Raw genomic sequence first — 23,411 nt, 5'->3', positions numbered from 1 at the left:
CTCACCCCGCCCGGTACGCCCTCGCCCCGTCCGCTCCACTCCGCTTCCCGTCCCGCACCCTCACTCCCTCTGCTCCCCTCCTCCCCCTACTCCCCCTCCTCGATCCGGTCGATCGCCTCGCGCACCATCCCCAGATACTCGACCTCCTCGCACCGCGGCTTACTCCCCATGCGGTACATGTCAATCGCGTCGTAGAGGTGCTCGCCCAGATCCTCGTCCGGCAGATCCGCCGAGAGCTCACTGCACACCCGCCCGGCGAGCTCCGCGTCACCGCGCGTAGATCCTCGTCGAGCAGCGTCCCGTAACCGCAGACGCACACCGAAAGTCATCCTCATCCCCCAATTCCCCCTGATCGACCGGGAGGCGGCTCCCTCCCGACCGCCCGGACGCTAGTCCCGCCCCCCACCCGAGGTCCATACCTTCGTCACAGTTCACGCACAGCTAAGGGCAAACCCCCTACCGTGTCCCCCGGCGTGACGGACCCCACCCCGCCACCCCGTTCGAACTCCGTTAACAATGGACTGTGATCTCACCGGTCTCCTCGTTGCCGCGGAGCGCCCACCGGCCCAGGCCGGAGGCGACTCCCTACGTCGACCTCACCCGTGCCGAGTGGAGCGCGCTGCGTGAAAAGACGCCGCTCCCCCTGAACGCCGAGGAGGTCGAGAAGCTGCGCGGTCTGGGCGATGTCATCGACCTCGACGAGGTGCGGGACATCTATCTGCCGCTGTCCCGTCTCCTCAACCTCTACGTGGGCGCCACCCACGGCCTGCGCGGCGCCCTGAACACCTTCCTGGGCGAACAGGGCTCCCAGTCCGGCACCCCGTTCGTCATAGGCGTCGCCGGCTCCGTGGCCGTCGGCAAGTCGACCGTCGCCCGTCTCCTCCAGGCGCTCCTCGCCCGCTGGCCCGAACACCCGCGCGTGGAACTGGTCACCACCGACGGCTTCCTGCTCCCCATGAAGGACCTCCAGGAACGCGGCCTGGTCTCCCGCAAGGGCTTCCCCGAGTCGTACGACCGCCGGGCCCTGACCCGTTTCGTCGCCGACATCAAGGCCGGCAAGGACGAGGTGACGGCCCCCGTCTACTCCCACCTCATCTACGACATCGTCCCCGACCAGCGGCTCACGGTCCGCCGCCCCGACATCCTCATCGTCGAGGGCCTGAACGTCCTCCAGCCCGCCCTCCCCGGCCAGGACGGCCGCACCCGCGTCGGCCTCGCCGACTACTTCGACTTCAGCGTGTACGTGGACGCCGGCGCCGACGACATCGAGCGCTGGTACCTCAGCCGCTTCAAGAAACTCCGCCAGACCGCGTTCCAGAAGCCCGACTCGTACTTCCGCAAGTACACCCAGGTCTCCGAGGACGACGCCCTCGACTACGCCCGCACCCTCTGGCGCACCATCAACAAGCCCAACCTGGTGGAGAACATCGCCCCCACCCGCGGCCGCGCCACCCTCATCATCCGCAAGGGCCCCGACCACAAGGTGCGCCGCCTCAGCCTGCGCAAACTCTGAGACCGGGGGTACCGCACCACCCCGGCCGTAACCCCGGCCTGTTAGAAAGGGCGGCATGCTGCATCTCCGCCTGATCACCCCGTCCGACAGGACCGACGAGGTGGTGCGCCTGCTCGAGGACGCGGTCGGCACCACCCACCTCGTCGTCGTACCGGGCGCCGCCCGCAACCCCGCCGGAGACGTCGTGATGTGCGACGTGGCGCGCGAGGCGGGCGACGAACTGATCGGCGCGCTCAGGGCGTTGGACCTCGACAGGACCGGCTCCATCGCCGTCGAGAACATCGACCTGTCGCTCTCCGAACGCGCCGACGAGGCCGAGAAGGACGCGCCCGGCGAGGGCGCGGACGCGGTCCTGTGGGAGCACCTGACGGACGCCACCCACGAGGAGTCGACGCTCTCCGTCACCTACGTCGCCTTCCTCACCCTCGCCACGATGATCGCGGCCTGCGGTGTGGTCCTCGACAACGCGATCCTGATCGTCGGCGCGATGGCGGTGGGCCCCGAGTTCGGCCCCCTGGCGGGCATCAGCACATCCATCGTCCAACGCCACCCGCGCCTGGCCCTGCGCTCCCTGATCGCGCTCCTCGTGGGCTTCGCGATGGCCATGGCCGTGACCGTCGGCTTCAGCCTCTTCATGGACGCCCTCGACCTGTTCAGCCGCGAACAACTGGACGCCGAACGCCCCAACACGGCCTTCGTCTACGCCCCCGACGCCTTCTCCTTCGTCGTGGCCGTCCTCGCCGGCATCGCCGGCACCCTCTCCCTCACCTCGGCGAAGTCGGGTGCCCTGGTGGGGGTGGCCATCTCGGTCACCACGGTCCCGGCGGCCGCGAACGCGGCAGTGGCCCTGAGCTACGGCGACACGCCCCAGACCGTGGGCTCGACGGAGCAACTCCTCCTGAACCTCCTGGGCATCGTCCTGGCAGGCACCCTCACCCTGCTGCTCCAGAAGTGGCTGTGGTCCAGGCAACGCGGCGCCTGTTAACCAGGGGGCGCACTCAACAGGGGCGCGGGGAACTGCGCGACAAGCCACGAATCACCCGCGGCCCGCAACGCACAGAACCCCACGCCCCTACCCGGAACGAACGGAACGCCAGACCTAACCGAGCGCCGACTTCACAACATCAGCAAGCCGCCCCGCGACAGACCGAGCCTGCTCGATATCCGCCGCTTCGACCATCACCCGAACCAGCGGCTCGGTCCCGGACGGCCGCAGCAACACCCGCCCCGTAGAACCCAGTTCCCCCTCGGCCTCGGCCACCGCCGCAGCCAGCTCCGCGGACGTCCCCACCCGCGACCGATCCACGTCCGGGACGTTGATGAGCACCTGCGGCAGCCGCTCCATCACCCCCGCGAGGTCCTTGAGCGTACGCCCGGTCCGCGCGACCCGAGCGGCCAGCAGCAACCCCGTCAACGTGCCGTCACCCGTCGTCGCGTGGTCGGAGATGATCACATGCCCGGACTGCTCGCCCCCGAGGGCGTACCCGTGCGCCTTCATCTCCTCCAGCACATACCGGTCACCGACCCCGGTCTGCACCAGCGTGAGCCCCTCCCGCTCCAGCGCCAGCTTGAAGCCGAGGTTGGACATCACGGTGGCGACCACGGTCTCCGACCGCAGCACCCCCCGCTCCCGCATGTCCAGCGCGAGCACCGCGAGGATCTGGTCCCCGTCGACCTCGTTGCCCTCGTGGTCCACGGCGAGGCAGCGGTCCGCGTCCCCGTCGTGCGCGATGCCGAGGTGCGCCCCGTGCTCGACGACGGCGGCCCGCAGTTTCCCGAGGTGCGTGGACCCGCACCCGTCGTTGATGTTGAGCCCGTCCGGCTCGGCCCCGATGGTGACGATCTCGGCGCCGGCGCGGGTGAACGCCTCCGGCGAGACCCCGGCGGCGGCACCGTGCGCCTCGTCGAGGACGACCTTCAGCCCCTCCAGCCGGTTGGGGAGGACGGAGAGCAGATGCGCGACGTACCGCTCGAAGCCCTCGTCGTACGACCGGATGCGCCCGACACCCGCACCCGTCGGCCGGTCCCAGGGCGCCCCGGTGCGGTGCTCCTCGTACACGCCCTCGATCCGGTCCTCCAGATCGTCGGCGAGCTTGTGGCCGCCGCGGGCGAAGAACTTGATGCCGTTGTCGGGCATGGCGTTGTGGCTGGCGGAGAGCATCACGCCGAGGTCTGCGCCCAGCTCGCCGGTGAGGAACGCCACCGCGGGGGTGGGCAGCACACCGACGCTCAGCACGTCGACGCCCGCACTGGCGAGGCCGGCCACGACGGCCGCCTCCAGGAACTCCCCGGACGCTCGCGGATCCCGTCCGACCACCGCCACCGGCTTGTGGCCCTCGAACGTTCCCGCCTCGGCGAGTACGTGTGCCGCCGCGACAGAGAGTCCGAGCGCGAGCTCGGCCGTCAGATCCGCGTTGGCGACACCGCGCACGCCGTCCGTGCCGAAGAGTCGTCCCACTGTGGTGTCCTCCGAATTGCTGAGAATGTGCGGCTCGTACCTGATGGTCCCCTACCGGGCGGTCCCGCACCGGGTGTCCCCGAGTGTCCCGGCATTCCCCGGACCAAGTACATCCCCTGAGACTGTCCTCCCCCTTTCGGGGTTGTACCGACAGTCCGTGTATAAGCCTGTGATAAACGATCGGCCCTGCTACGCAAACCGCCCCGGCGGCACGGGTACGTGCCACCGGGGCGATGCGCGCGATGCGGCGCAAGCGCGATTTAGCGCTTGCTGTACTGCGGAGCCTTACGGGCCTTCTTGAGACCGGCCTTCTTGCGCTCGACCGCACGGTCGTCGCGACGGAGGAAACCGGCCTTCTTGAGGGCGCCACGGTTGTTGTCGACGTCGGCCTCGTTCAGCGCGCGGGCGACACCGAGACGGAGCGCACCGGCCTGACCGGAGACGCCGCCGCCGGAGATGCGGGCGATGACGTCGTAGCGGCCCTCGAGCTCAAGAACCTTGAAGGGCTCGTTGACCTCCTGCTGGTGCACCTTGTTCGGGAAGTAGTCCTCGAGCGTACGCCCGTTGATCTTCCACTTGCCGGAGCCCGGGACGATCCGGACGCGGGCGATGGCGTTCTTCCGACGGCCCAGGCCGGCGGCCGGCTGCGGGTCGCCGAAGCGGGAGGCCATGGACTCGGAGGTGTACTCGCCCTCGACGGGGACGTCCGACTCCGTGGTGTAGCTGTCGATGTCTACGAGCTCAGTCTCTTCGACCGGCTGCTCAACGGTGGTCTCGGCCACGATTCTCCTCAGATTCTTTTCTGTCTTAGGGGGTTGTGGCCGGAACTACTGCGCGACCTGGGTGATCTCGAACGGCACCGGCTGCTGCGCAGCGTGCGGGTGCTGGTCGCCCGAGTAGACCTTCAGCTTCGAGATCATCTGACGGCCCAGGGTGTTCTTGGGGATCATGCCCTTGATGGCCTTCTCGACGGCCTTCTCGGGGTTCTTCGCCAGCAGCTCGTCGTAGCGGACGGAGCGCAGACCACCCGGGTAGCCGGAGTGGCGGTACGCCAGCTTCTGGGTCTTCTTGTTGCCGGACAGGTGAACCTTGTCGGCGTTGATGATGATGACGAAGTCGCCCATGTCCATGTGCGGGGCATAGGTCGGCTTGTGCTTGCCACGGAGGAGGTTCGCGGCAGTGGTAGCCAGACGGCCCAGGACGATGTCCTGAGCGTCAATGACGTGCCACTGGCGAGTCACATCGCCGGGCTTGGGGCTGTACGTACGCACTTCGCAGCCTTCTTCTTCAGTGGATGGGTGCTGACACATGGCATCACTGAAGCGATCGTGCAGCTGGGGACGACAATGCCGGGGACGCTGCCCGTATGCCGCCCACTGGTAACTGCTCCAGGGAACCTACGCAAGGGCCTCTCGCGTGAGAACGACCAAGCCCATACGCATAACAAACTGAAAGGGTACCCGCGCCGCCCCGGACAGGTCAAAACGGGTCCGGGCCGGGGAGGCCACCGCACCCTTGATCCACTTCGCCCACGGGTTCGATACGACCCGGCCTCACGCGCCGCGAGGCACGTGAGGCCGGGTCGCCCTGACCCTGGGCAACGCCGGCACCGCGTCCGCGTCGAGCTACTACTCGGTGCCCGGCGGCCAGGTGAAGTTCACGTCCAAGGGCGAGATCCTCAAGATCTGGGACATGAAGGCGGGCAAGACCGGTCTCTACGTCTCCGTCTACGACGAGTCCGCGAAGAACCCGACGTTCGACACCTGCCACGTCAAGGGCAAGGGCAAGGGCAAGGGCAAGGGCAAGACCTGCGACATGAAGTTCAAGAACGGGCACAAGCTCGACATCAACGTCTTCTCGTACACGAAGTTGAGCGACCACAACACGCGCGAGCTCGTCGCCAGCAGGCAGGACAAGGCGTAACCCGTCCCCGGCGTGACCCATAACTGAAGAAGGCCTCCCCTCGCCCGTCTAAACTGCGGCCCATGAGCTTTGGGCAGGGGGGGTCTCAGTGGAGCCCCGGGGGTTCCCACAATCCGTGGGACAATCAGTGGGGTTCCGCCAGTAACCAGACCCCGGACTGGGCGTCACTCGCCGAGCAGTCCGAAACACGCAACAGGCGCCGCAGACTCCTGCTGATCGTCGGCGGCGCCCTCGCCACGGTCGGCATAGGCGTCGCCGTGGCCGTCGCCGTCGTCAACACCGACAACGGCAGCGCCTCGGCGAACGGCCCGAACGACCTGCCGGCCACGGAGGGCATCCCGAGCGCCAGCGCCAAGACGGACCCGTCGTTCGCACCGACGTCGGCCCCGCCCCCGCTGAACCCGAAGGACTTCATCTCCAGCTCGGGCAAGGACAAGGCGCCGATCAGCCCGGACATCCTCTTCCCGGGCTCCCAGCTGACCAAGCGCGAGGGTGTCGTCTACCGCAAGGGCGCCACGGCCTCGACGAAGGACTGCGCCTCGGCCGTCCAGGGCACCCTCGACAAGCTCCTCACCGACAACGACTGCACCCGCTTCATGCGCGTGACCTACTTCCGGGACAAGGTCGCGACCACCATCGGCGTCGCCCTGTTCGACACCGAGGCCAAGGCGACCAAGGTCAAGGACGACTGGGACAAGCAGAGCACCATCGTCTCCCTCTCCGGTGAGGGCGTCCCCGTCTTCTGCCGTACGACGGTGTGCCGGACGACCGCCAACTCCTACGGCCGCTACACGTACTTCACCCTCTCCGGCTTCACCGACGGCAGGGACGTGACGGAGAAGGACAAGGCCGTCTTCGCCGCCGGCGACGACCTCACCACGTCCACGTACGGACAGATCCGCCGCCGCGGCGAGACCCAGGCGGCCGCCGCGGCCAACGGCCAGTAACCCGGGTCCCCAGTCCCCCGCCGCCCGGGGTCAGCAGCAGCCGCCCCCGGGCACTCCCGGCAGACTCCGCCGGTTCCGCGCCTCCCTGCTCCGCGCGGCCAGCAGCTCGTCGGCCGGGTACCCGACCTCCTCCAGGGTCAGCCCGTGCGGCCGTACGACATGCACGGCGGAGTCCCGGACACCGGCGGCCAGCACCTTCCCGGGCCATTCCGGCCCCCGGTGGCCGTCCCCCACGAACAGCAGGGCCCCGATCAGCGAGCGCACCATGTTGTGGCAGAAGGCGTCGGCCCGCACGGTGGCGGTGATGATCCCGTCGTCCCCCCGCACCAGGCTCAGCTCCTGCAGCGTACGGATGGTGGTCGCCCCCTCCCGCCGCTTGCAGTACGCCGCGAAGTCGTGCTCCCCCAGCAGCCGCCGCGCCGCCTCGTTCATGGCGTCCACGTCGAGCGGCCAGTCGTGCCACAGGACGTGACCGCGCAGCAACGGATCGACACCGCCGGGATTGTCGGTGACCCGATAGGCGTACCGCCGCCAGATCGCCGAGAACCGCGCGTTGAAGCCACTGGGCGCCTCCCTGAGGGCCCACACCCGCACATCCCTCGACAGCCGCCCAGCGAGCCGCTTCAGCAGCTTCTCGTGGTGCTCACGCCAAACGGCCTCCGGCAGATCCACGTGCGCCACCTGCCCCCGCGCGTGCACCCCGGCGTCGGTCCGTCCGGCCACGGTCAGCTCATAGGCCTCCCGGGACCGGGTGACCGTCCGCAGGGCGTCCTCGATCTCCCCCTGCACGGTCCGCCGCCCTGCGGCCTGCTTGGCCCACCCGGAGAACTCGGCACCGTCGTACGACAGGTCGAGGCGCACCCGGACCTGCCCGGGCTGTACTTCGTCACTCACTCAGAGATCCTCTCAACAACACAAAAGCGGGCCCGCCCCTCGAAAGGGACGGGCCCGCCAACGCCCTGAAGGGGCGCGGGACTGTATCGATGTGCGGCTCCGCCGCGTGGGCGCGAACAACCACCACGAACCCGCAGCCGCAGACGCACAGCCCCCCGACAGAACGCTTACGCGTCCTTCGACTCCTCGGCCGGAGCCTCGGTCGCCTCGTCGGCCTTGGTCTCCTCGACCTTGGCCTCCTCGGACTCCTTGACCGCACGCTTGGTGGCGGCCTCGGCCTCACCCGTCGCCTGCTGCGCGACCGTCAGCGCCTCGACCAGCTCGATGACAGCCATGGGCGCGTTGTCGCCACGGCGGTTACCGATCTTGGTGATACGGGTGTAGCCACCCGGACGGTTCTCGTACCGCGGGCCGATCTCGGTGAAGAGCGTGTGCACGACGCTCTTGTCCGTGATGACCTGGAGCACCTGGCGGCGGTTGTGAAGGTCGCCCTTCTTCGCCTTGGTGACCAGACGCTCGGCGTACGGCCGCAGACGGCGGGCCTTCGCCTCGGTGGTGGTGATGCGGCCGTGCTCGAAAAGGCTCTTCGCGAGGTTCGCGAGCAGCAGCTTCTCGTGCGCGGCACTGCCGCCCAGACGGGCACCCTTGGTGGGCTTCGGCATGGTGTTTCTCCTAGGTGTCTGCCCCGGCCGTATCAGGTACCGAGGTCAGTGTCCGAGCAGGCGATCGCCTGTCGGAGATCCGGGGCGCCTCTTTCGAAGCACCCCGGAGGATCCGCGCCCCGTAAGGGGCGCGGGGAACTGCGCGACCAGCCACAACGGTCCCGCAGCCAGGATCCGGCAGTCGGTCCCGAGCTCTCAGTACTGCTCGGTCTCGACGAACCCGGCGTCCGCGTCGTCGTCCGCGCCGAACGCGTCCGCCGCCGCGGTGGGGTCGAATCCGGGCGGGCTGTCCTTCAGGGCCAGGCCCATGCCGGCCAGCTTCGCCTTGACCTCGTCGATCGACTTCGCACCGAAGTTACGGATGTCGAGCAGGTCGGCCTCGGAACGCGCCACGAGCTCACCCACGGAGTGGATGCCCTCGCGCTTGAGGCAGTTGTACGACCGAACGGTGAGCTCCAGCTCCTCGATCGGCAGCGCCAGATCGGCGGCGAGCGCGGCGTCCGTCGGGGACGGACCCATGTCGATGCCCTCGGCGTCGATGTTCAGCTCGCGGGCGAGACCGAACAGCTCGACCAGGGTCTTACCGGCGGAGGCCATGGCGTCACGGGGACGCATCGCCTGCTTGGTCTCGACGTCGACGATCAGCTTGTCGAAGTCGGTGCGCTGCTCGACACGCGTGGCCTCGACCTTGTAGGTGACCTTGAGAACCGGCGAGTAGATCGAGTCGACCGGGATGCGCCCGATCTCCTGACCGACCTGCTTGTTCTGCACGGCGGAGACGTAACCGCGGCCGCGCTCGACCGTCAGCTCCATCTCCAGCTTGCCCTTGCCGTTGAGCGTGGCGAGGACGAGGTCGGGGTTGTGCACCTCGACACCGGCCGGGGGCGCGATGTCGGCGGCGGTGACCAGACCCGGGCCCTGCTTGCGCAGGTACATCACGACCGGCTCGTCGTGCTCCGAGGAGACGACCAGCTGCTTGATGTTGAGGATCAGGTCGGTGACGTCCTCCTTGACGCCCGGCACGGTGGTGAACTCGTGCAGGACACCGTCGATACGGATGGACGTGACCGCCGCACCCGGGATCGAGGAGAGGAGCGTACGGCGGAGGCTGTTGCCGAGGGTGTAACCGAAGCCCGGCTCCAGCGGCTCGATCACGAACCGGGAGCGGAACTCGTCGACGACCTCTTCGGTCAACGAGGGACGCTGAGCGATCAGCATGAAGTGAATCCTTCAGTCATGGGCACCCACTATTTGATGCCCTTGAGTACTACAAGGGTACGGGCGATATGGCCCCGAAGAGCCATACCGCCCGAAAACCTCAGACCAAGCAGCCGTACGTCGGGTCAGACGCGGCGACGCTTGGGCGGACGGCAGCCGTTGTGCGGGGTGGGCGTGACGTCCTGGATGGAGCCGACCTCGAGACCGGTCGCCTGCAGCGAACGGATGGCCGTCTCACGACCCGAACCCGGGCCCTTGACGAACACGTCGACCTTGCGCATGCCGTGCTCCTGCGCGCGACGGGCAGCCGACTCGGCGGCCATCTGCGCGGCGAACGGCGTGGACTTCCGGGAGCCCTTGAAGCCGACGTGGCCGGCGGAGGCCCAGGAGATCACGTTGCCCGAGGGGTCCGTGATCGAGACGATCGTGTTGTTGAACGTGCTCTTGATGTGCGCGTGGCCGTGAGCGACGTTCTTCTTTTCCTTGCGGCGCACCTTCTTGGCAGCGCCCTGACGACCCTTGGGGGGCATCTATAACTCCTACGGGAGGTGGTCGGTCCTACAGCGAAGACCGCTGGACGGCGAATCCGCTGCGGACTACTTCTTGCCCGGCTTCTTCTTACCGGCGATGGCGCGACGCGGGCCCTTGCGGGTACGGGCGTTCGTGCTGGTGCGCTGACCGCGGACGGGCAGACCACGACGGTGACGGAGACCCTGGTAGCAGCCGATCTCCACCTTGCGGCGGATGTCGGCCTGTACCTCGCGACGGAGGTCACCCTCGGTCTTGATGTTGCTGTCCACGTACTCGCGGATCGCGACGAGCTGCTCCTCGGAGAGGTCGCGAACGCGGGTGTTCGGGTTGACGCCGGTCGCAGCCAGCGTCTCCTGGGAGAGGGTCCGGCCGATGCCGAACACGTAGGTGAGGGCGACCTCCACGCGCTTGTCGCGCGGGATGTCAACACCGGAAACGCGTGCCATTCAATGGCTCCTGGTGATTGTCGGAGGTCTTCCACAGAACCGGGTCCCGGCCGCCGGCCTCTTCTTGTGTCGAAGAGTGGGTACGACCCGGGTCCCCGGCCTCCGAGCCGGGGGTGTCAGGCACTCTCGGGCGCCTGGGTCCTGCGTATGAACATATTCAGCTTGCGTCGCGCGAATCTCTGCGAATCGAGCAGAGGGATCGGTCGTGCGTCAGCCCTGGCGCTGCTTGTGGCGCGGGTTCTCGCAGATGACCATGACCCGACCGTGACGGCGGATCACCCTGCACTTGTCGCAGATCTTCTTGACGCTCGGCTTGACCTTCATGGGGTGAGGTTCTCCGGGTCAGTGCCACCACCCGCGACCCGGAGACCGGGCACGGAGAGCAGGGGCAAGATCTACTTGTAGCGGTAGACGATCCGGCCACGCGTCAGGTCGTACGGAGACAACTCCACCACGACCCGGTCGTCAGGGAGGATACGGATGTAGTGCATACGCATCTTGCCGCTGATGTGTGCCAGGACCTGGTGGCCGTTCTGGAGCTCGACCTTGAACATGGCGTTCGGAAGAGACTCGACGACAGTGCCCTCGATCTCGATGGCACCTTGCTTCTTGGCCACGCTTCGCCCTTCGAATCGACTACCTTGATCGACTCCGCGTAACCGAATGAGGACACACGGAAACACGAGAGCCGACGAGTCAGTCTACGTCAGGGCCTCCAGAAACACGAATTCGGGTAAGGATGCCCAGGGTGGAAGATCCTTATGCGCCCGGCCGTACGCGTCTGAAGGGGTGCGGGGAACCGCGCGGGCGACCACGAACCCCCCGCACCCGGCAACGAAGATCAACCCACCGGATCAGGCGCCGCGGTGATCCCGTACTCGGCCAGCTTCGCCCTGCCCCCGTCGGGCGCGGTCAGCACCAGCGGCCCCGCCTCGGTCAACGCCACCGAGTGCTCCCAGTGCGAGGACCACGTCCCGTCCGTGCTCACCACGGTCCAGTCGTCCGCGAGAACCTTGGTCTTCGGCGTGCCGAGCGACACCATCGGCTCGATCGCCAGACAGAACCCGGGAACCAGCTTCGGCCCCTTGCCCCGCCGCCGCTCGACGTAGTTCAGCAGATGCGGGTCCATGTGCATCTCGGTCCCGATGCCATGGCCGCCGTAGTCCTCGACGATGCCGTACTTCCCCCCACCCGGCTTCGGCTGCCGGCGGATGTACGTCTCGATGGCCCGGGAGACGTCCACGAGCCGGTTCCCCACCTTCATGGCGGCGATCCCGGCCCACATGGACTCCTCGGTCACCCGCGACAGCTCAAGGAGCTCCGGAGCGTGACCGGACCCCACGAACGCGGTGTAGGCCGCGTCACCGTGCCAGCCGTCGACGATCGCGCCGCAGTCGATGGAGATGATGTCGCCGTCCTTCAGGACGACCTCGTCGCTCGGGATGCCGTGGACCACGACCTCGTTCACCGAGGTGCAGATGGTCGCGGGGAAGCCGCCGTACCCGAGGAAGTTCGACTTGGCCCCGTGCTCCGCGAGCACCTTGCGGGCCACCTCGTCGAGGTCCTTCGTGGAGGCGCCCGGCACGGCGGCCTCCCGGGTGGCCGCGTGGATGGCGGCGACGACCAGCCCCGCCTCGCGCATCTTGGCGATCTGCTCGGGGCTCTTGATCTGCACCATGGGGGCCTGCGCTCTCCGTCTTCCGTGAATACGAACTCTGGGTCTTGGGTTGCCTGCACAACAGTACGGCCGCGGCGCCCCTCCAGGGCACCGCGGCCGACGTACTGAACCGACGACCTTACTTGTCGTCGTCCTCGCGCTTGAGCGCCTCCATGGCGCGCTGGGTGACTTCCTCCACCGGACCGAGCGCCGAGATCGTCACCACGAGGCCCTGGGCCTTGTAGTAGTCGATGATCGGCTCGGTCTGCGTGTGGTAGACCTCCAGGCGCTTGCGGACGGTCTCCTCGGAGTCGTCGTCACGCTGGTACAGCTCGCCGCCGCAGGCGTCGCAGACGCCGTCCTGCTTCGGCTTCTTGTACGTGACGTGGAAGACGTGGGCGGAGTCGTTCCGGCAGATGCGCCGGCCGGCGATCCGCTTGACGACCTCTTCCTCGGGGACCTCCAGGTCCAGCACCGCGTCCAGGTTCATGGACTCGTCCCGGAGCGTCACGTCCAGCGCCTCGGCCTGCGAGACGTTGCGCGGGAAGCCGTCGAGCAGGAAGCCCTGCTCGGCGTCCGCCTGCTCCATGCGGTCCTTGGCCATCGCGATGGTGACCTCGTCCGGGACCAGCTCGCCCTTGTCCATGTAGGACTTCGCGAGTTTGCCGAGCTCCGTCTGCTTGCTGATGTTGGCCCGGAACAGGTCGCCCGTGGAGATGTGCGGGATCGACAGGTTCTTGGCCAGGAACGCGGCCTGCGTTCCCTTACCCGCACCCGGCGGCCCGACGAGGACGATACGCATCAGCGGAGGAACCCTTCGTAATTGCGCTGCTGGAGCTGGCTCTCGATCTGCTTCACCGTCTCCAGACCCACACCCACGATGATCAGGATGCTGGTACCACCGAACGGGAAGTTCTGATTTGCCCCGAAGCCGGCGAACGCCATCGTCGGGACGAGAGCAATCAGAGCCAGATACAGCGAACCCGGCCAGGTGATCCGGTTGAGTACGTAACTCAGGTACTCAGCGGTCGGTCGGCCAGCCCGGATGCCCGGGATGAAGCCACCATACTTCTTCATGTTGTCCGCGACTTCCTCGGGGTTGAACGAGATGGCCACGTAGAAGAACGCGAAGAAAACGATCAGGAGGAAGTAGAGAGCGAGGTGCGCCGGAGCATCCGTTTCCGCGAGATTCTTCTCGATCCAGGTCTTCCAGCCGGAAGTTCCACCGACGAACTGGGCGACCAGTGCCGGGATGTAGAGAAGCGACGAGGCAAAGATCACAGGGATGATGCCCGCCTGGTTGACCTTCAGCGGAATGTACGTCGACGTGCCGCCGTAGGACCGACGGCCGATCATGCGCTTCGCGTACTGGACCGGGATACGACGCTGGGCCTGCTCGACGAAGACCACGAGCCCGACCATGACGAAGCCGACGGCGATCACGATGGCGAACTCGATCCAGCCGCCCGCCAGGTCACCCTGCTCCTTGATGGCCCACAGCGCGGACGGGAAGGTGGCGGCGATCGAGATGAACATCAGGATCGACATGCCGTTGCCGATGCCGCGGTCGGTGATGAGCTCACCGAGCCACATGACGACGGCCGTACCGGCGGTCATGGTGATGACCATGACCATGGTGGTGTAGATCGAGCGGTCGGGGACGATCTGGCCGGCCAGCTGGCAGCCGCTGAACAGCGAGCCGCTGCGCGCGGTGGCGACGAGGCCGGTGCCCTGCAGGATGGCCAGGGCCACCGTCAGGTAGCGCGTGTACTGCGTGATCTTCGCCGTGCCGGCCTGCCCCTCCTTCTTCAGGGCTTCCAGACGCGGGATCACCACGGTCAGCAGCTGCAGAATGATGCTCGCTGTGATGTACGGCATGATGCCGAGCGCGAAGATCGTGATCTGCAGCAGCGCGCCACCACTGAACATGTTGACCAGACCGAAGAGCCCCTTGTTGGTCTGGGCCTGGTCGATGCAGAACTGGACGGCGGTGTAGTCGACACCCGGGATCGGCACATGCGTGCCGACCCGATAGATCACGATGATGCCGAGCGTGAAGAGCAGCTTCTTGCGCAGGTCGGGCGTCTTGAACGCCCGGGCGAACGCGGTGAGCACGGTGCCTCCTGCGACCCCCGCGCTACTGCGTCAAGGGTGACGGTTTTGAGATTCTGATGAGGACGACTTACGTAACGACTTACGTAACGTTTAACTGCCGCGCCGAGTGCCCGTGTAGGAGCACCCTGTGAAAACGGGCAGCGCAGGTCACCTTACCGGCGAGACTGCTTCCCTAGGAACGACCAACCGGGGATACCCCATTTGTGGGGTATCCCCGGTCGGGATCGCTCAAGTCATCGAGACACCTGATGTGTTCAGACGAGCTCGGTGACGGTACCGCCGGCGGCGGTGATCTTCTCCTTGGCGGAGCCGGAGACGGCGTCGACCGTCACCTGCAGCGCCACGGAGATCTCGCCCTGGCCGAGGACCTTGACGAGGCTGTTCTTGCGGACGGCACCCTTGGCGACCAGGTCGGCAACGGTGACCTCCCCACCCTCGGGGTAGAGGGCGGAGAGCTTGTCCAGGTTCACGACCTGGAACTCCGTCTTGAAGGGGTTCTTGAAGCCCTTCAGCTTCGGGAGACGCATGTGGAGGGGCATCTGGCCACCCTCGAAGCGCTCCGGAACCTGGTAGCGGGCCTTCGTGCCCTTGGTACCACGACCGGCCGTCTTACCCTTCGACGCCTCACCACGACCGACACGGGTCTTCGCGGTCTTGGCGCCCGGGGCCGGACGGAGGTTGTGGATCTTGAGCGGGTTGTTCTCCGCCATGATCAGTCGACCTCCTCGACCGTCACGAGGTGGCGGACGGTGTGCACCATGCCGCGGAACTCGGGGCGGTCCTCCTTGACGACCTGCGTGTTGATGCCCTTGAGACCAAGGGAACGCAGGGTGTCACGGTGGTTCTGCTTGCTGCCGATGTACGACTTCGTCTGCGTGATCTTGAGCTGAGCCATTACGCAGCACCAGCCCCGGCACGCGCACGCAGCAGAGCCGCGGGAGCGACGTCCTCGAGCGGCAGACCACGGCGGGCCGCGATCTCCTCGGGACGCTGCAGACCCTTCAGGGCCTCCACGGTCGCGTGCACGATGTTGATCGCGTTCGACGAGCCGAGCGACTTCGACAGGATGTCGTGCACACCGGCGCACTCGAGCACGGCACGCACCGGGCCACCGGCGATAACGCCGGTACCGGGGGAAGCAGGCTTGAGCAGGACGACGCCCGCGGCCTTCTCGCCCGTGATCGGGTGCGGGATGGTGCCCTGGATACGGGGGACCTTGAAGAAGTGCTTCTTGGCCTCCTCAACACCCTTGGCGATGGCGGCCGGCACCTCCTTGGCCTTGCCGTAACCGACACCCACGGTGCCGTCACCGTCGCCCACTACGACGAGCGCAGTGAAGCTGAAGCGACGACCACCCTTCACAACCTTGGCGACGCGGTTGATCGCGACAACGCGCTCAACGTACGCGGTCTTCTCGGCGGCAGCTGCGCCGCCGTCACGGCCCTTCCGGTCCCGCCGCTCGCCGCCACCGGCACCGCCACCGCGGCGCTGGGGTCCAGCCATTGGATTTACCTCTCTCTTTCCGCTAGCTACGCAGCGAGCTCAGAACTTGAGCCCGGCCTCGCGGGCGGCGTCGGCCAGGGCCGCGATGCGACCCGCGTACCGGTTACCACCACGGTCGAACACGACGGCCTCGACACCGGCGGCCTTGGCACGCTCGGCGACCAGGGCGCCGACCTTGCCGGCCAGCGCCGACTTGTCCTCCGACGCACCACGAATCGAGGAGTCCAGGGTGGACGCCGACGCAAGGGTGTGACCCTTGAGGTCGTCGATCACCTGGGCCACGATGTGGCGGTTCGAGCGGGTCACGACCAGGCGGGGACGCTCAGCCGTACCGTTGACCTTCTTACGGATCCGGATCTGGCGCCGCTTGATGGCAGCACGCTTGTAAGCATCGCCCTTAGCGATCTTCGTACCGTATGCCATGGCTTACTTACCCGCCTTTCCGACCTTGCGGCGGATGACTTCGCCCTCGTACTTGACGCCCTTGGCCTTGTACGGGTCAGGCTTGCGCAGCTTGCGGATGTTGGCCGCAACCTCGCCGACCTTCTGCTTGTCGATGCCCTCGACCGAGAACCGCGTGGGGTTCTCGACCTTGAAGGTGATGCCCTCGGGCGCCTCGACGGTGATCGGGTGGCTGTAGCCGAGCGCGAACTCGAGGTTCGAACCCTTGGCCTGCACGCGGTAACCGACACCGCTGATCTCGAGCTTCTTCACGTAACCCTGGGTCACGCCGGTGATCATGTTCGCCACCAGCGTGCGGGACAGGCCGTGCAGGGCCTTGTTCTGACGCTCGTCGTTGGGGCGGGTGACGTTGAGAACGCCGTCCTCACCCTTGGCGATGTCGATCGGCGCAGCGACGGTGTGGCTCAGGGACCCCTTGGGGCCCTTGACCGAGACCGTACGGCCGTCGATGGTGACGTCCACGCCGGCGGGAACCGTGATGGGGAGCTTGCCAATGCGCGACATAGCTGTTTCCTCCGTTCCCTTCCGCTACCAGACGTAGGCGAGGACTTCTCCGCCTACGCCCTTCTTGCCGGCCTGCTTGTCGGTGAGGAGCCCGTGGGACGTGGAGATGATCGCCACGCCGAGGCCACCCAGCACCTTGGGCAGGGAGGTGGACTTCGCGTAAACCCGGAGACCGGGCTTGGAGATCCGCTTGATGCCCGCGATGGAGCGCTCACGGTTCGGGCCGAACTTCAGCTCGAGGACGAGGTTCTTGCCGACCTCGGCGTCCTCGACCTTCCAGCCCGTGATGAAGCCCTCCTGCTGGAGGATCTCCGCGATGTGAGACTTGATCTTCGATGCCGGCATCGTCACGGAGTCGTGGTATGCCGAGTTCGCGTTCCGCAGACGCGTAAGCATGTCTGCGATCGGATCAGTCATGGTCATGAATTGGCCTTCGGCCTCTCTCGCCGGGGTTTCCTGTATGCGCCATCCCTCTCCCCACTCGGTGGCGGGACGGGTGCGGTGCGGGGACCTACGGCGTAGTAAGTCGTACGGGCGACCGTCAGGCGCCCAACCCTCCAAGCCTAAGCCATGGAAGGGCGGGCGCCTGACACGCCCAGTGCTTACCGAGAGCTTCGGGAATCCCTGAAAGGAGGGACTACCAGGAGCTCTTGGTCACGCCCGGCAGCTCGCCACGGTGAGCCATCTCACGGAGGCACACGCGGCACAGGCCGAACTTGCGGTACACGGAGTGGGGACGGCCACAGCGCTGGCAGCGCGTGTAGCCACGCACGCCGAACTTGGGCTTGCGAGCAGCCTTCGCGATCAGAGCCTTCTTCGCCATCTCGCTCACGCCTCCTTGAAGGGGAAGCCGAGGTGACGGAGGAGCGCGCGGCCCTCAGCGTCGTTGGTCGCCGTGGTCACCACGGTGATGTCCATACCCCGGGTGCGGTCGATCTTGTCCTGGTCGATCTCGTGGAACATGACCTGCTCCGTGAGACCGAAGGTGTAGTTGCCACGGCCGTCGAACTGCTTGGGGGACAGACCACGGAAGTCGCGGATGCGCGGCAGCGCGAGCGACAGGGTGCGGTCCAGGAACTCCCACATGCGGTCGCCACGAAGCGTGACGTGGGCACCGATCGGCTGACCCTCACGCAGCTTGAACTGCGCGATGGACTTACGGGCCTTGGTGACGGCCGGCTTCTGACCGGTGATCGTGGTGAGGTCGCGGATGGCGCCCTCGATCAGCTTGGAGTCGCGGGCGGCGTCGCCCACACCCATGTTGACCACGATCTTGACGAGGCCCGGGGTCTGCATGACGTTCTCGTAGGAGAACTCTTCCTGCAGCTTGCCCGCGATCTCCTCGCGGTACTTCGTCTTGAGACGCGGAGTCGTGGTGGTAGCCATCAGATGTCCTCACCCGTCCGCTTGGCAACGCGAACCTTGTTGCCCTCGTCGTCGAAGCGGTAGCCGACACGCGTGACGACCTTCTTGCCGTCCTTCTCCACGACCAGCTGGACGTTGGAGACGTGGATCGGCGCCTCGACCGTGACGATGCCACCGGCCTGCGAACCCTTGGCGGTCGGGCCGGCCTTGGTGTGCTTCTTGACCCGGTTGACACCCTCGACCAGGACGCGGTCCTCGCGGGGGAAGGCCGTGATGACCTTGCCCTGCTTGCCCTTGTCCTTACCGGTGATGACCTGGACCAGGTCGCCCTTCTTGATCTTCATGCTTACAGCACCTCCGGCGCGAGCGAGATGATCTTCATGAACTTCTTCTCGCGCAGCTCCCGGCCGACCGGGCCGAAGATACGGGTGCCACGAGGGTCGCCGTCGTTCTTCAGAATGACAGCGGCGTTCTCGTCGAAGCGGATGTACGAGCCGTCCGGACGGCGGCGCTCCTTGACGGTGCGAACGATGACCGCCTTGATGACGTCACCCTTCTTCACGTTGCCGCCGGGGATCGCGTCCTTGACGGTGGCGACGATGACGTCACCGATGCCCGCGTAGCGGCGACCGGAGCCACCGAGCACACGGATGCAAAGGATTTCCTTCGCACCAGTGTTGTCGGCGACACGCAGTCGCGACTCCTGCTGGATCACGTCTATCTCCTGATTGTCTGCCGGTTCCCCGGGGGCCGTTCAGGAACGGCCCCCGGAGCCTGGCGGAACTGTCCTGCGGGTTTGCCCGCAGGAAATTACTTGGCCTTCTCGAGGATCTCTACGACGCGCCAGTGCTTCGTGGCGGACAGCGGCCGGGTCTCCATGAGGAGGACACGGTCGCCGATGCCGGCGGCGTTCTGCTCGTCGTGCGCCTTGAGCTTGCTCGTGCTACGGATGACCTTGCCGTACAGGGCGTGCTTCTTGCGGTCCTCGACAGCGACGACGACGGTCTTGTCCATCTTGTCGCTGACGACGATGCCCTCACGAGTCTTGCGGAAGCCGCGCGCCTCGGTGTTCGTCTCAGTCACGTTGTTCTCGCTCATCAGGCGCTCTCCACCGTTTCGATGCCCAGCTCACGCTCGCGCATCAGGGTGTAGATCCGCGCGATGTCCTTGCGGACCGCCTTCAGACGGCCATGGTTCTCAAGCTGTCCGGTCGCCGCCTGGAAGCGGAGGTTGAACAGCTCTTCCTTGGCTTCGCGGAGCTTCGCCAGAAGCTCCTCGTCACCCAGCTCGCGCAGCTCGGACGCCTTGGTACCGGCCGACATCACGCTTCACCTGCCTCGCGCTTGACGATCCGGCACTTCATCGGCAGCTTGTGGGCTGCGCGAGTGAGGGCCTCACGGGCGATCTTCTCGTTGGGGTAGGACAGTTCGAACATGACCCGGCCCGGGTGAACGTTCGCGATCCACCACTCCGGCGAACCCTTACCGGAACCCATGCGGGTCTCGGCGGGCTTCTTCGTCAGCGGGCGGTCCGGGTAGATGTTGATCCAGACCTTGCCGCCACGCTTGATGTGGCGGGTCATCGCGATACGGGCCGCCTCGATCTGGCGGTTGGTCACGTACGCCGGCGTGAGGGCCTGGATGCCGTACTCGCCGAACGCAACCGTCGTACCGCCCTTGGCCTGACCACGGCGCTTCGGGTGGTGCTGCTTGCGGTGCTTGACCCTACGGGGGATCAGCATGACGGTCAGGCCTCCGTTCCGGTGCTCTCAGCCGGAGCGGCGGCGGCGGGAGCCTCGGCCTTGGGGGCCTCGGCGCCGGCAGCCTGCTGCGGCTTACGACCGCGCCCGCCACGCTCGCCACCGCGGCCACCACGGGCCGGGCGGTCGGCGCCACCACGGGCCGGGCGGTTACCCGCACGGGCCGCGGCGTTCTCGGCGCGGACCTCGGCGATGTTCTTGACATCGCCCTTGTAGATCCAGACCTTCACGCCGATGCGGCCGAAGGTCGTCTTGGCCTCGAAGAAGCCGTAGTCCACGTTCGCGCGGAGCGTGTGCAGGGGCACACGGCCCTCGCGGTAGAACTCCGAGCGGGACATCTCGGCGCCACCGAGGCGGCCACCGCACTGGATCTTGATGCCCTTGGCGCCGGCCTTCATCGTGCCCTGCATGCTCTTACGCATGGCGCGACGGAAGGAGACGCGGGAGGAGAGCTGCTCGGCGACGGCCTGAGCGACCAGCTGAGCATCGGTCTCGGGGCTCTTGACCTCGAGGATGTTCAGCTGGACCTGCTTGCCCGTGAGCTTCTCGAGGTCACCGCGGATGCGGTCGGCCTCGGCGCCACGGCGGCCGATGACGATGCCCGGACGCGCGGTGTGGATGTCCACGCGGACACGGTCACGGGTGCGCTCGATCTCGACCTTGGAGATGCCGGCGCGCTCCATGCCGGACGTCATCATCCGACGGATGGCGACGTCTTCCTTGACGTAGTCCTTGTACAGCTTGTCGGCGTACCACCGGGACTTGAAGTCCGTGGTGATGCCGAGCCGGAACCCATGCGGGTTAACCTTCTGGCCCATTACCGGGTTCCTTCCTTGCTGCTGACGACCACGGTGATGTGGCTGGTCCGCTTACGGATCCGGTAGGCACGGCCCTGGGCACGCGGACGGAACCGCTTCAGGGTCGGACCCTCGTCGACGTACGCCTCGCTGATGACCAGCGAAGAGGCGTCCGTGTGGTCGTAGTTGTGCGCGGCGTTGGCAATGGCGCTGTCCAGCACCTTGCCGACCGGCACGCTCGCGGCCTGCGGGGCGAAACGCAGGACCGCCTGAGCCTCCGTGGCATCCATGCCACGGATGAGGTCCACCACGCGGCGGGCCTTCATGGGCGTAACGCGGATGTACCGCGCCTGGGCCCTGGCTTCCATGGTTGTCCTTCCAGTGTCTGTCATGGTCATTCCACCCCGCGTTAGCGGCGCTTCGACTTCCGGTCGTCCTTGACGTGACCCCGGAAGGTGCGCGTCGGCGAGAACTCGCCGAGCTTGTGGCCGACCATCGACTCGGTGACGAACACCGGAATGTGGGTCTTGCCGTTGTGCACCGCGATCGTGTGGCCGAGCATGGCCGGGATGATCATCGAGCGACGGGACCAGGTCTTGATGACGTTCTTGGTGCCGGCTTCGTTCTGTACGTCCACCTTCTTGATCAGGTGGTCGTCGACGAAGGGCCCCTTCTTGAGACTGCGCGGCATCTAAACCCGCTCCTAGCGCTTCTTGTTCGTCTTGCGGCGGCGGACGATGTACTTGCTCGAAGCCTTCTTCGGCGAGCGAGTACGACCCTCCTTCTGACCCCAGGGGCTGACCGGGTGGCGACCACCGGAGGTCTTGCCCTCACCACCACCGTGGGGGTGGTCAACCGGGTTCATCGCCACACCGCGAACGGTCGGGCGGACGCCCAGCCAGCGCTTACGGCCGGCCTTGCCCCAGTTGATGTTGCTCTGCTCGGCGTTGCCGACCTCGCCGACGGTGGCGCGGCAGCGCGCGTCGACCAGGCGGATCTCACCGGACGGCATGCGGAGGTGGGCCATCGAGCCCTCCTTCGCGAGCAGCTGCACGGAGGTACCGGCGGAGCGGGCGAACTTGGCGCCGCCACCGGGACGGAGCTCGATCGCGTGGATCGTGGTACCGACCGGGATGTTGCGGAGCGCCAGGTTGTTGCCCGGCTTGATGTCGGCCCCGGGACCGTTCTCCACGCGGTCGCCCTGCTGCAGGTTGCGCGGGGCGAGGATGTAGCGCTTCTCGCCGTCCGCGTAGTGCAGCAGCGCGATGCGCGCGGTGCGGTTGGGGTCGTACTCGATGTGCGCGACCTTCGCCGGCACGCCGTCCTTGTCGTGACGACGGAAGTCGATGACTCGGTAGGCGCGCTTGTGTCCGCCACCCTGGTGGCGAACGGTCACACGACCGGCGTTGTTACGGCCGCCCTTGCTGTGCAGCGGGCGGACCAGCGACTTCTCCGGCGTGGACCGCGTGATCTCGACGAAGTCGGCGACGCTGGAGCCGCGACGGCCCGGCGTAGTCGGCTTGTACTTGCGGATTCCCATTTCTCAGTCCTCGTCCGATATCGGACGATCCGACCCGCTTACGCGGTCGGACCGCCGAAGATGTCGATACGGTCGCCCTCGGCAAGGGTCACGATGGCGCGCTTGGAGCCGGCACGCTGACCGAAACCGGTCTTGGTGCGCTTGCGCTTGCCGATGCGGTTGATCGTGTTGACCCCGGTGACCTTGACCGAGAAGACCGCCTGGACGGCCTGCTTGATCTGGGTCTTGTTGGCGCCGGGGGCGACGATGAAGGTGTACTTGCCCTCGTCGAGGAGCGCGTAGCTCTTCTCCGACACGACCGGCTTCAGCAGCACGTCACGGGGGTCCGTGAACGCCTTGCTGGGCGCGGTGATGACGGTGTTCTTGCCCTCGGCCTCGTGGCGACGCGCCTTGGCGACGCGCGCGGCCTTGGCGGCCTTGGCCGCCTTGGAGGCGATGCTCGGGTGACGCGTAGCCATCAGGCCTCGCTCCCTTCGGTGTCGTTGGCCTTGTTCGGGCCGGACACGAAGGACTCAAGGGCGGCCTGGGTGAAGACCACATCGTCCGAGACGATCACGTCGTACGTGTTCAGCTGGCCCGGCTCCAGGATGTGGACCTGGGGCAGGTTGCGGGCGGAGAGCCACGCGGCCTCGTCGGCGCGCTCGACGACCAGGAGCAGGTTCTTGCGCTCCGAGATCTTGCCGAACAGCGACTTGGCGGCCTTGGTGGAGGGGTTCTCGCCCTCGATCACGCCGGAGACGACGTGGATGCGGTTGTGGCGGGCCCGGTCGGTGAGGGCGTGGCGCAGGGCCGCGGCCTTCATCTTCTTCGGGGTCCGCTGCGAGTAGTCACGCGGCTGCGGGCCGTGGACGACGCCACCACCGGCGAACTGGGGCGCGCGGGTCGAGCCCTGACGGGCGCGGCCGGTGCCCTTCTGCCGGTAAGGCTTCTTACCGCCACCACGGACTTCACCGCGGGTCTTGGTCTTGTGCGTGCCCTGGCGGGCAGCCGCGTTCTGCGCGACGACGACCTGGTGGATCAGCGGGATGCTGACCTTCTCCACGCCGAAGATCTCCGCGGGGAGCTCGACGCTTCCGGTCTTCTCGCCGGCAGGCGAAAGGATGTCAACAGTGCTCAT

Annotated in this window: 37 protein-coding genes; 4 read left to right on the top strand and 33 right to left on the bottom strand. The window is 66.9% G+C overall.

Annotation, left to right across the window (positions count from 1 at the left end; all coding sequences use genetic code 11):
* Positions 1–86: 86 nt before the first annotated feature.
* Complete coding sequence (locus OG272_RS30305) at positions 87–335, bottom strand: hypothetical protein (RefSeq protein ID WP_328506277.1); 249 nt, start codon at positions 333–335, stop codon at positions 87–89.
* Between the two features lie 188 nt (positions 336–523).
* Between OG272_RS30305 and coaA the strand changes: the two genes are divergently transcribed.
* Both coaA and OG272_RS30295 read left to right on the top strand, forming a co-directional pair.
* Complete coding sequence (gene coaA, locus OG272_RS30300) at positions 524–1,513, top strand: type I pantothenate kinase (RefSeq protein WP_326578572.1); 990 nt, start codon at positions 524–526, stop codon at positions 1,511–1,513.
* Positions 1,514–1,568: 55 nt separating this feature from the next.
* Positions 1,569–2,498: a DUF389 domain-containing protein gene (locus OG272_RS30295; RefSeq protein ID WP_327728166.1), complete on the top strand. Its 930-nt coding sequence runs from the start codon at positions 1,569–1,571 to the stop codon at positions 2,496–2,498.
* A gap of 114 nt (positions 2,499–2,612) precedes the next feature.
* On the opposite strand, the gene glmM is transcribed toward OG272_RS30295, so the two are convergent.
* The 3 genes from glmM to rplM all read right to left on the bottom strand — a co-directional run bounded on the left by glmM (position 2,613) and on the right by rplM (position 5,242).
* Complete coding sequence (gene glmM / locus OG272_RS30290) at positions 2,613–3,971, bottom strand: phosphoglucosamine mutase (RefSeq protein WP_326578576.1); 1,359 nt, start codon at positions 3,969–3,971, stop codon at positions 2,613–2,615.
* A 260-nt stretch (positions 3,972–4,231) separates the two neighbouring features.
* The gene (gene rpsI / locus OG272_RS30285) at positions 4,232–4,753 is read right to left on the bottom strand and encodes a 30S ribosomal protein S9 (protein ID WP_326578578.1); all 522 of its coding nucleotides are present in this window, start codon (positions 4,751–4,753) and stop codon (positions 4,232–4,234) included.
* Between the two features lie 45 nt (positions 4,754–4,798).
* Positions 4,799–5,242 (bottom strand): 50S ribosomal protein L13, encoded by a 444-nt coding sequence (gene rplM, locus OG272_RS30280; protein WP_013001400.1) that lies wholly within the window; start codon positions 5,240–5,242, stop codon positions 4,799–4,801.
* A gap of 364 nt (positions 5,243–5,606) precedes the next feature.
* Here rplM and OG272_RS30275 point away from each other — a divergent pair, with 364 nt between their 5' ends.
* Positions 5,607–5,894 (top strand): hypothetical protein, encoded by a 288-nt coding sequence (locus OG272_RS30275; RefSeq protein ID WP_405895269.1) that lies wholly within the window; start codon positions 5,607–5,609, stop codon positions 5,892–5,894.
* Between the two features lie 62 nt (positions 5,895–5,956).
* Positions 5,957–6,841, top strand: a complete 885-nt coding sequence (locus tag OG272_RS30270; protein WP_405895268.1) for a hypothetical protein — start codon at positions 5,957–5,959, stop codon at positions 6,839–6,841.
* Between the two features lie 30 nt (positions 6,842–6,871).
* On the opposite strand, the gene truA is transcribed toward OG272_RS30270, so the two are convergent.
* The 29 genes from truA to rplD all read right to left on the bottom strand — a co-directional run bounded on the left by truA (position 6,872) and on the right by rplD (position 23,411).
* Positions 6,872–7,735: a tRNA pseudouridine(38-40) synthase TruA gene (truA, locus tag OG272_RS30265; protein ID WP_405895266.1), complete on the bottom strand. Its 864-nt coding sequence runs from the start codon at positions 7,733–7,735 to the stop codon at positions 6,872–6,874.
* Positions 7,736–7,902: 167 nt separating this feature from the next.
* Positions 7,903–8,397 carry a 50S ribosomal protein L17 gene (rplQ, locus tag OG272_RS30260; RefSeq protein WP_033528351.1) on the bottom strand — a complete coding sequence of 165 codons (495 nt, stop codon included), beginning with the start codon at positions 8,395–8,397 and terminating at the stop codon, positions 7,903–7,905.
* Between the two features lie 195 nt (positions 8,398–8,592).
* Positions 8,593–9,615: a DNA-directed RNA polymerase subunit alpha gene (locus tag OG272_RS30255; protein WP_003966937.1), complete on the bottom strand. Its 1,023-nt coding sequence runs from the start codon at positions 9,613–9,615 to the stop codon at positions 8,593–8,595.
* Between the two features lie 125 nt (positions 9,616–9,740).
* Positions 9,741–10,145, bottom strand: a complete 405-nt coding sequence (rpsK, locus tag OG272_RS30250; RefSeq protein WP_003956432.1) for a 30S ribosomal protein S11 — start codon at positions 10,143–10,145, stop codon at positions 9,741–9,743.
* A gap of 66 nt (positions 10,146–10,211) precedes the next feature.
* A complete protein-coding gene (rpsM, locus tag OG272_RS30245) occupies positions 10,212–10,592 on the bottom strand; it encodes a 30S ribosomal protein S13 (protein WP_326578618.1) in 381 nt (126 codons plus the stop codon).
* A gap of 210 nt (positions 10,593–10,802) precedes the next feature.
* Positions 10,803–10,916 carry a 50S ribosomal protein L36 gene (rpmJ, locus tag OG272_RS30240; protein WP_003998809.1) on the bottom strand — a complete coding sequence of 38 codons (114 nt, stop codon included), beginning with the start codon at positions 10,914–10,916 and terminating at the stop codon, positions 10,803–10,805.
* Between the two features lie 71 nt (positions 10,917–10,987).
* Positions 10,988–11,209: a translation initiation factor IF-1 gene (gene infA, locus OG272_RS30235; RefSeq protein ID WP_003948620.1), complete on the bottom strand. Its 222-nt coding sequence runs from the start codon at positions 11,207–11,209 to the stop codon at positions 10,988–10,990.
* Positions 11,210–11,433: 224 nt separating this feature from the next.
* A complete protein-coding gene (map, locus tag OG272_RS30230) occupies positions 11,434–12,270 on the bottom strand; it encodes a type I methionyl aminopeptidase (RefSeq protein ID WP_326578647.1) in 837 nt (278 codons plus the stop codon).
* A gap of 118 nt (positions 12,271–12,388) precedes the next feature.
* A complete protein-coding gene (locus tag OG272_RS30225) occupies positions 12,389–13,051 on the bottom strand; it encodes an adenylate kinase (RefSeq protein WP_326578649.1) in 663 nt (220 codons plus the stop codon).
* Positions 13,051–14,364 (bottom strand): preprotein translocase subunit SecY, encoded by a 1,314-nt coding sequence (gene secY, locus OG272_RS30220; protein ID WP_326578651.1) that lies wholly within the window; start codon positions 14,362–14,364, stop codon positions 13,051–13,053. Before secY ends, OG272_RS30225 begins: the two co-directional genes overlap by 1 nt.
* Positions 14,365–14,618: 254 nt before the next feature.
* Positions 14,619–15,074: a 50S ribosomal protein L15 gene (gene rplO / locus OG272_RS30215; protein WP_326578653.1), complete on the bottom strand. Its 456-nt coding sequence runs from the start codon at positions 15,072–15,074 to the stop codon at positions 14,619–14,621.
* A gap of 2 nt (positions 15,075–15,076) precedes the next feature.
* Positions 15,077–15,259, bottom strand: coding sequence for a 50S ribosomal protein L30 (gene rpmD, locus OG272_RS30210; RefSeq protein ID WP_005481207.1), 183 nt, complete (start codon positions 15,257–15,259; stop codon positions 15,077–15,079).
* Positions 15,259–15,867, bottom strand: coding sequence for a 30S ribosomal protein S5 (rpsE, locus tag OG272_RS30205; RefSeq protein WP_013001409.1), 609 nt, complete (start codon positions 15,865–15,867; stop codon positions 15,259–15,261). Before rpsE ends, rpmD begins: the two co-directional genes overlap by 1 nt.
* A 39-nt stretch (positions 15,868–15,906) precedes the next feature.
* The gene (gene rplR, locus OG272_RS30200) at positions 15,907–16,290 is read right to left on the bottom strand and encodes a 50S ribosomal protein L18 (RefSeq protein WP_326578659.1); all 384 of its coding nucleotides are present in this window, start codon (positions 16,288–16,290) and stop codon (positions 15,907–15,909) included.
* 3 nt (positions 16,291–16,293) lie between these two features.
* Positions 16,294–16,833 carry a 50S ribosomal protein L6 gene (rplF, locus tag OG272_RS30195; RefSeq protein WP_326578661.1) on the bottom strand — a complete coding sequence of 180 codons (540 nt, stop codon included), beginning with the start codon at positions 16,831–16,833 and terminating at the stop codon, positions 16,294–16,296.
* A gap of 24 nt (positions 16,834–16,857) precedes the next feature.
* The gene (gene rpsH / locus OG272_RS30190) at positions 16,858–17,256 is read right to left on the bottom strand and encodes a 30S ribosomal protein S8 (RefSeq protein WP_013001411.1); all 399 of its coding nucleotides are present in this window, start codon (positions 17,254–17,256) and stop codon (positions 16,858–16,860) included.
* 214 nt (positions 17,257–17,470) lie between these two features.
* Entirely contained in the window at positions 17,471–17,656 is a 186-nt protein-coding gene (locus tag OG272_RS30185; RefSeq protein WP_003948630.1) for a type Z 30S ribosomal protein S14, read from the bottom strand.
* Positions 17,657–17,661: 5 nt separating this feature from the next.
* Entirely contained in the window at positions 17,662–18,219 is a 558-nt protein-coding gene (rplE, locus tag OG272_RS30180; protein ID WP_005481216.1) for a 50S ribosomal protein L5, read from the bottom strand.
* Entirely contained in the window at positions 18,219–18,542 is a 324-nt protein-coding gene (gene rplX, locus OG272_RS30175; protein ID WP_037694132.1) for a 50S ribosomal protein L24, read from the bottom strand. Before rplX ends, rplE begins: the two co-directional genes overlap by 1 nt.
* 2 nt (positions 18,543–18,544) lie before the next feature.
* Positions 18,545–18,913 carry a 50S ribosomal protein L14 gene (gene rplN, locus OG272_RS30170; protein ID WP_003992364.1) on the bottom strand — a complete coding sequence of 123 codons (369 nt, stop codon included), beginning with the start codon at positions 18,911–18,913 and terminating at the stop codon, positions 18,545–18,547.
* 95 nt (positions 18,914–19,008) lie between these two features.
* A complete protein-coding gene (gene rpsQ / locus OG272_RS30165; RefSeq protein ID WP_037694127.1) occupies positions 19,009–19,296 on the bottom strand; it encodes a 30S ribosomal protein S17 in 288 nt (95 codons plus the stop codon).
* Positions 19,296–19,520: a 50S ribosomal protein L29 gene (gene rpmC / locus OG272_RS30160; RefSeq protein ID WP_003998824.1), complete on the bottom strand. Its 225-nt coding sequence runs from the start codon at positions 19,518–19,520 to the stop codon at positions 19,296–19,298. Before rpmC ends, rpsQ begins: the two co-directional genes overlap by 1 nt.
* Positions 19,520–19,939, bottom strand: coding sequence for a 50S ribosomal protein L16 (gene rplP / locus OG272_RS30155; RefSeq protein WP_004927269.1), 420 nt, complete (start codon positions 19,937–19,939; stop codon positions 19,520–19,522). Before rplP ends, rpmC begins: the two co-directional genes overlap by 1 nt.
* A 5-nt stretch (positions 19,940–19,944) precedes the next feature.
* A complete protein-coding gene (gene rpsC, locus OG272_RS30150; RefSeq protein ID WP_326578675.1) occupies positions 19,945–20,775 on the bottom strand; it encodes a 30S ribosomal protein S3 in 831 nt (276 codons plus the stop codon).
* Complete coding sequence (gene rplV, locus OG272_RS30145) at positions 20,775–21,122, bottom strand: 50S ribosomal protein L22 (RefSeq protein WP_004571827.1); 348 nt, start codon at positions 21,120–21,122, stop codon at positions 20,775–20,777. Before rplV ends, rpsC begins: the two co-directional genes overlap by 1 nt.
* 41 nt (positions 21,123–21,163) lie before the next feature.
* Entirely contained in the window at positions 21,164–21,445 is a 282-nt protein-coding gene (gene rpsS, locus OG272_RS30140) for a 30S ribosomal protein S19 (protein WP_005481224.1), read from the bottom strand.
* 12 nt (positions 21,446–21,457) lie between these two features.
* A complete protein-coding gene (rplB, locus tag OG272_RS30135) occupies positions 21,458–22,294 on the bottom strand; it encodes a 50S ribosomal protein L2 (protein ID WP_037694116.1) in 837 nt (278 codons plus the stop codon).
* A 38-nt stretch (positions 22,295–22,332) separates the two neighbouring features.
* Positions 22,333–22,752 carry a 50S ribosomal protein L23 gene (gene rplW / locus OG272_RS30130; protein ID WP_326578701.1) on the bottom strand — a complete coding sequence of 140 codons (420 nt, stop codon included), beginning with the start codon at positions 22,750–22,752 and terminating at the stop codon, positions 22,333–22,335.
* Entirely contained in the window at positions 22,752–23,411 is a 660-nt protein-coding gene (gene rplD, locus OG272_RS30125) for a 50S ribosomal protein L4 (RefSeq protein ID WP_326578703.1), read from the bottom strand. The genes rplW and rplD overlap by 1 nt, the downstream gene beginning before the upstream one ends.

Origin of the sequence: Streptomyces sp. NBC_00104, assembly GCF_045160825.1 — a bacterium.
Taxonomy (GTDB): domain Bacteria; phylum Actinomycetota; class Actinomycetes; order Streptomycetales; family Streptomycetaceae; genus Streptomyces.
Note: the sequence above shows the minus strand (reverse complement) of the source record. Positions and strands in the feature narration are given on the sequence as shown.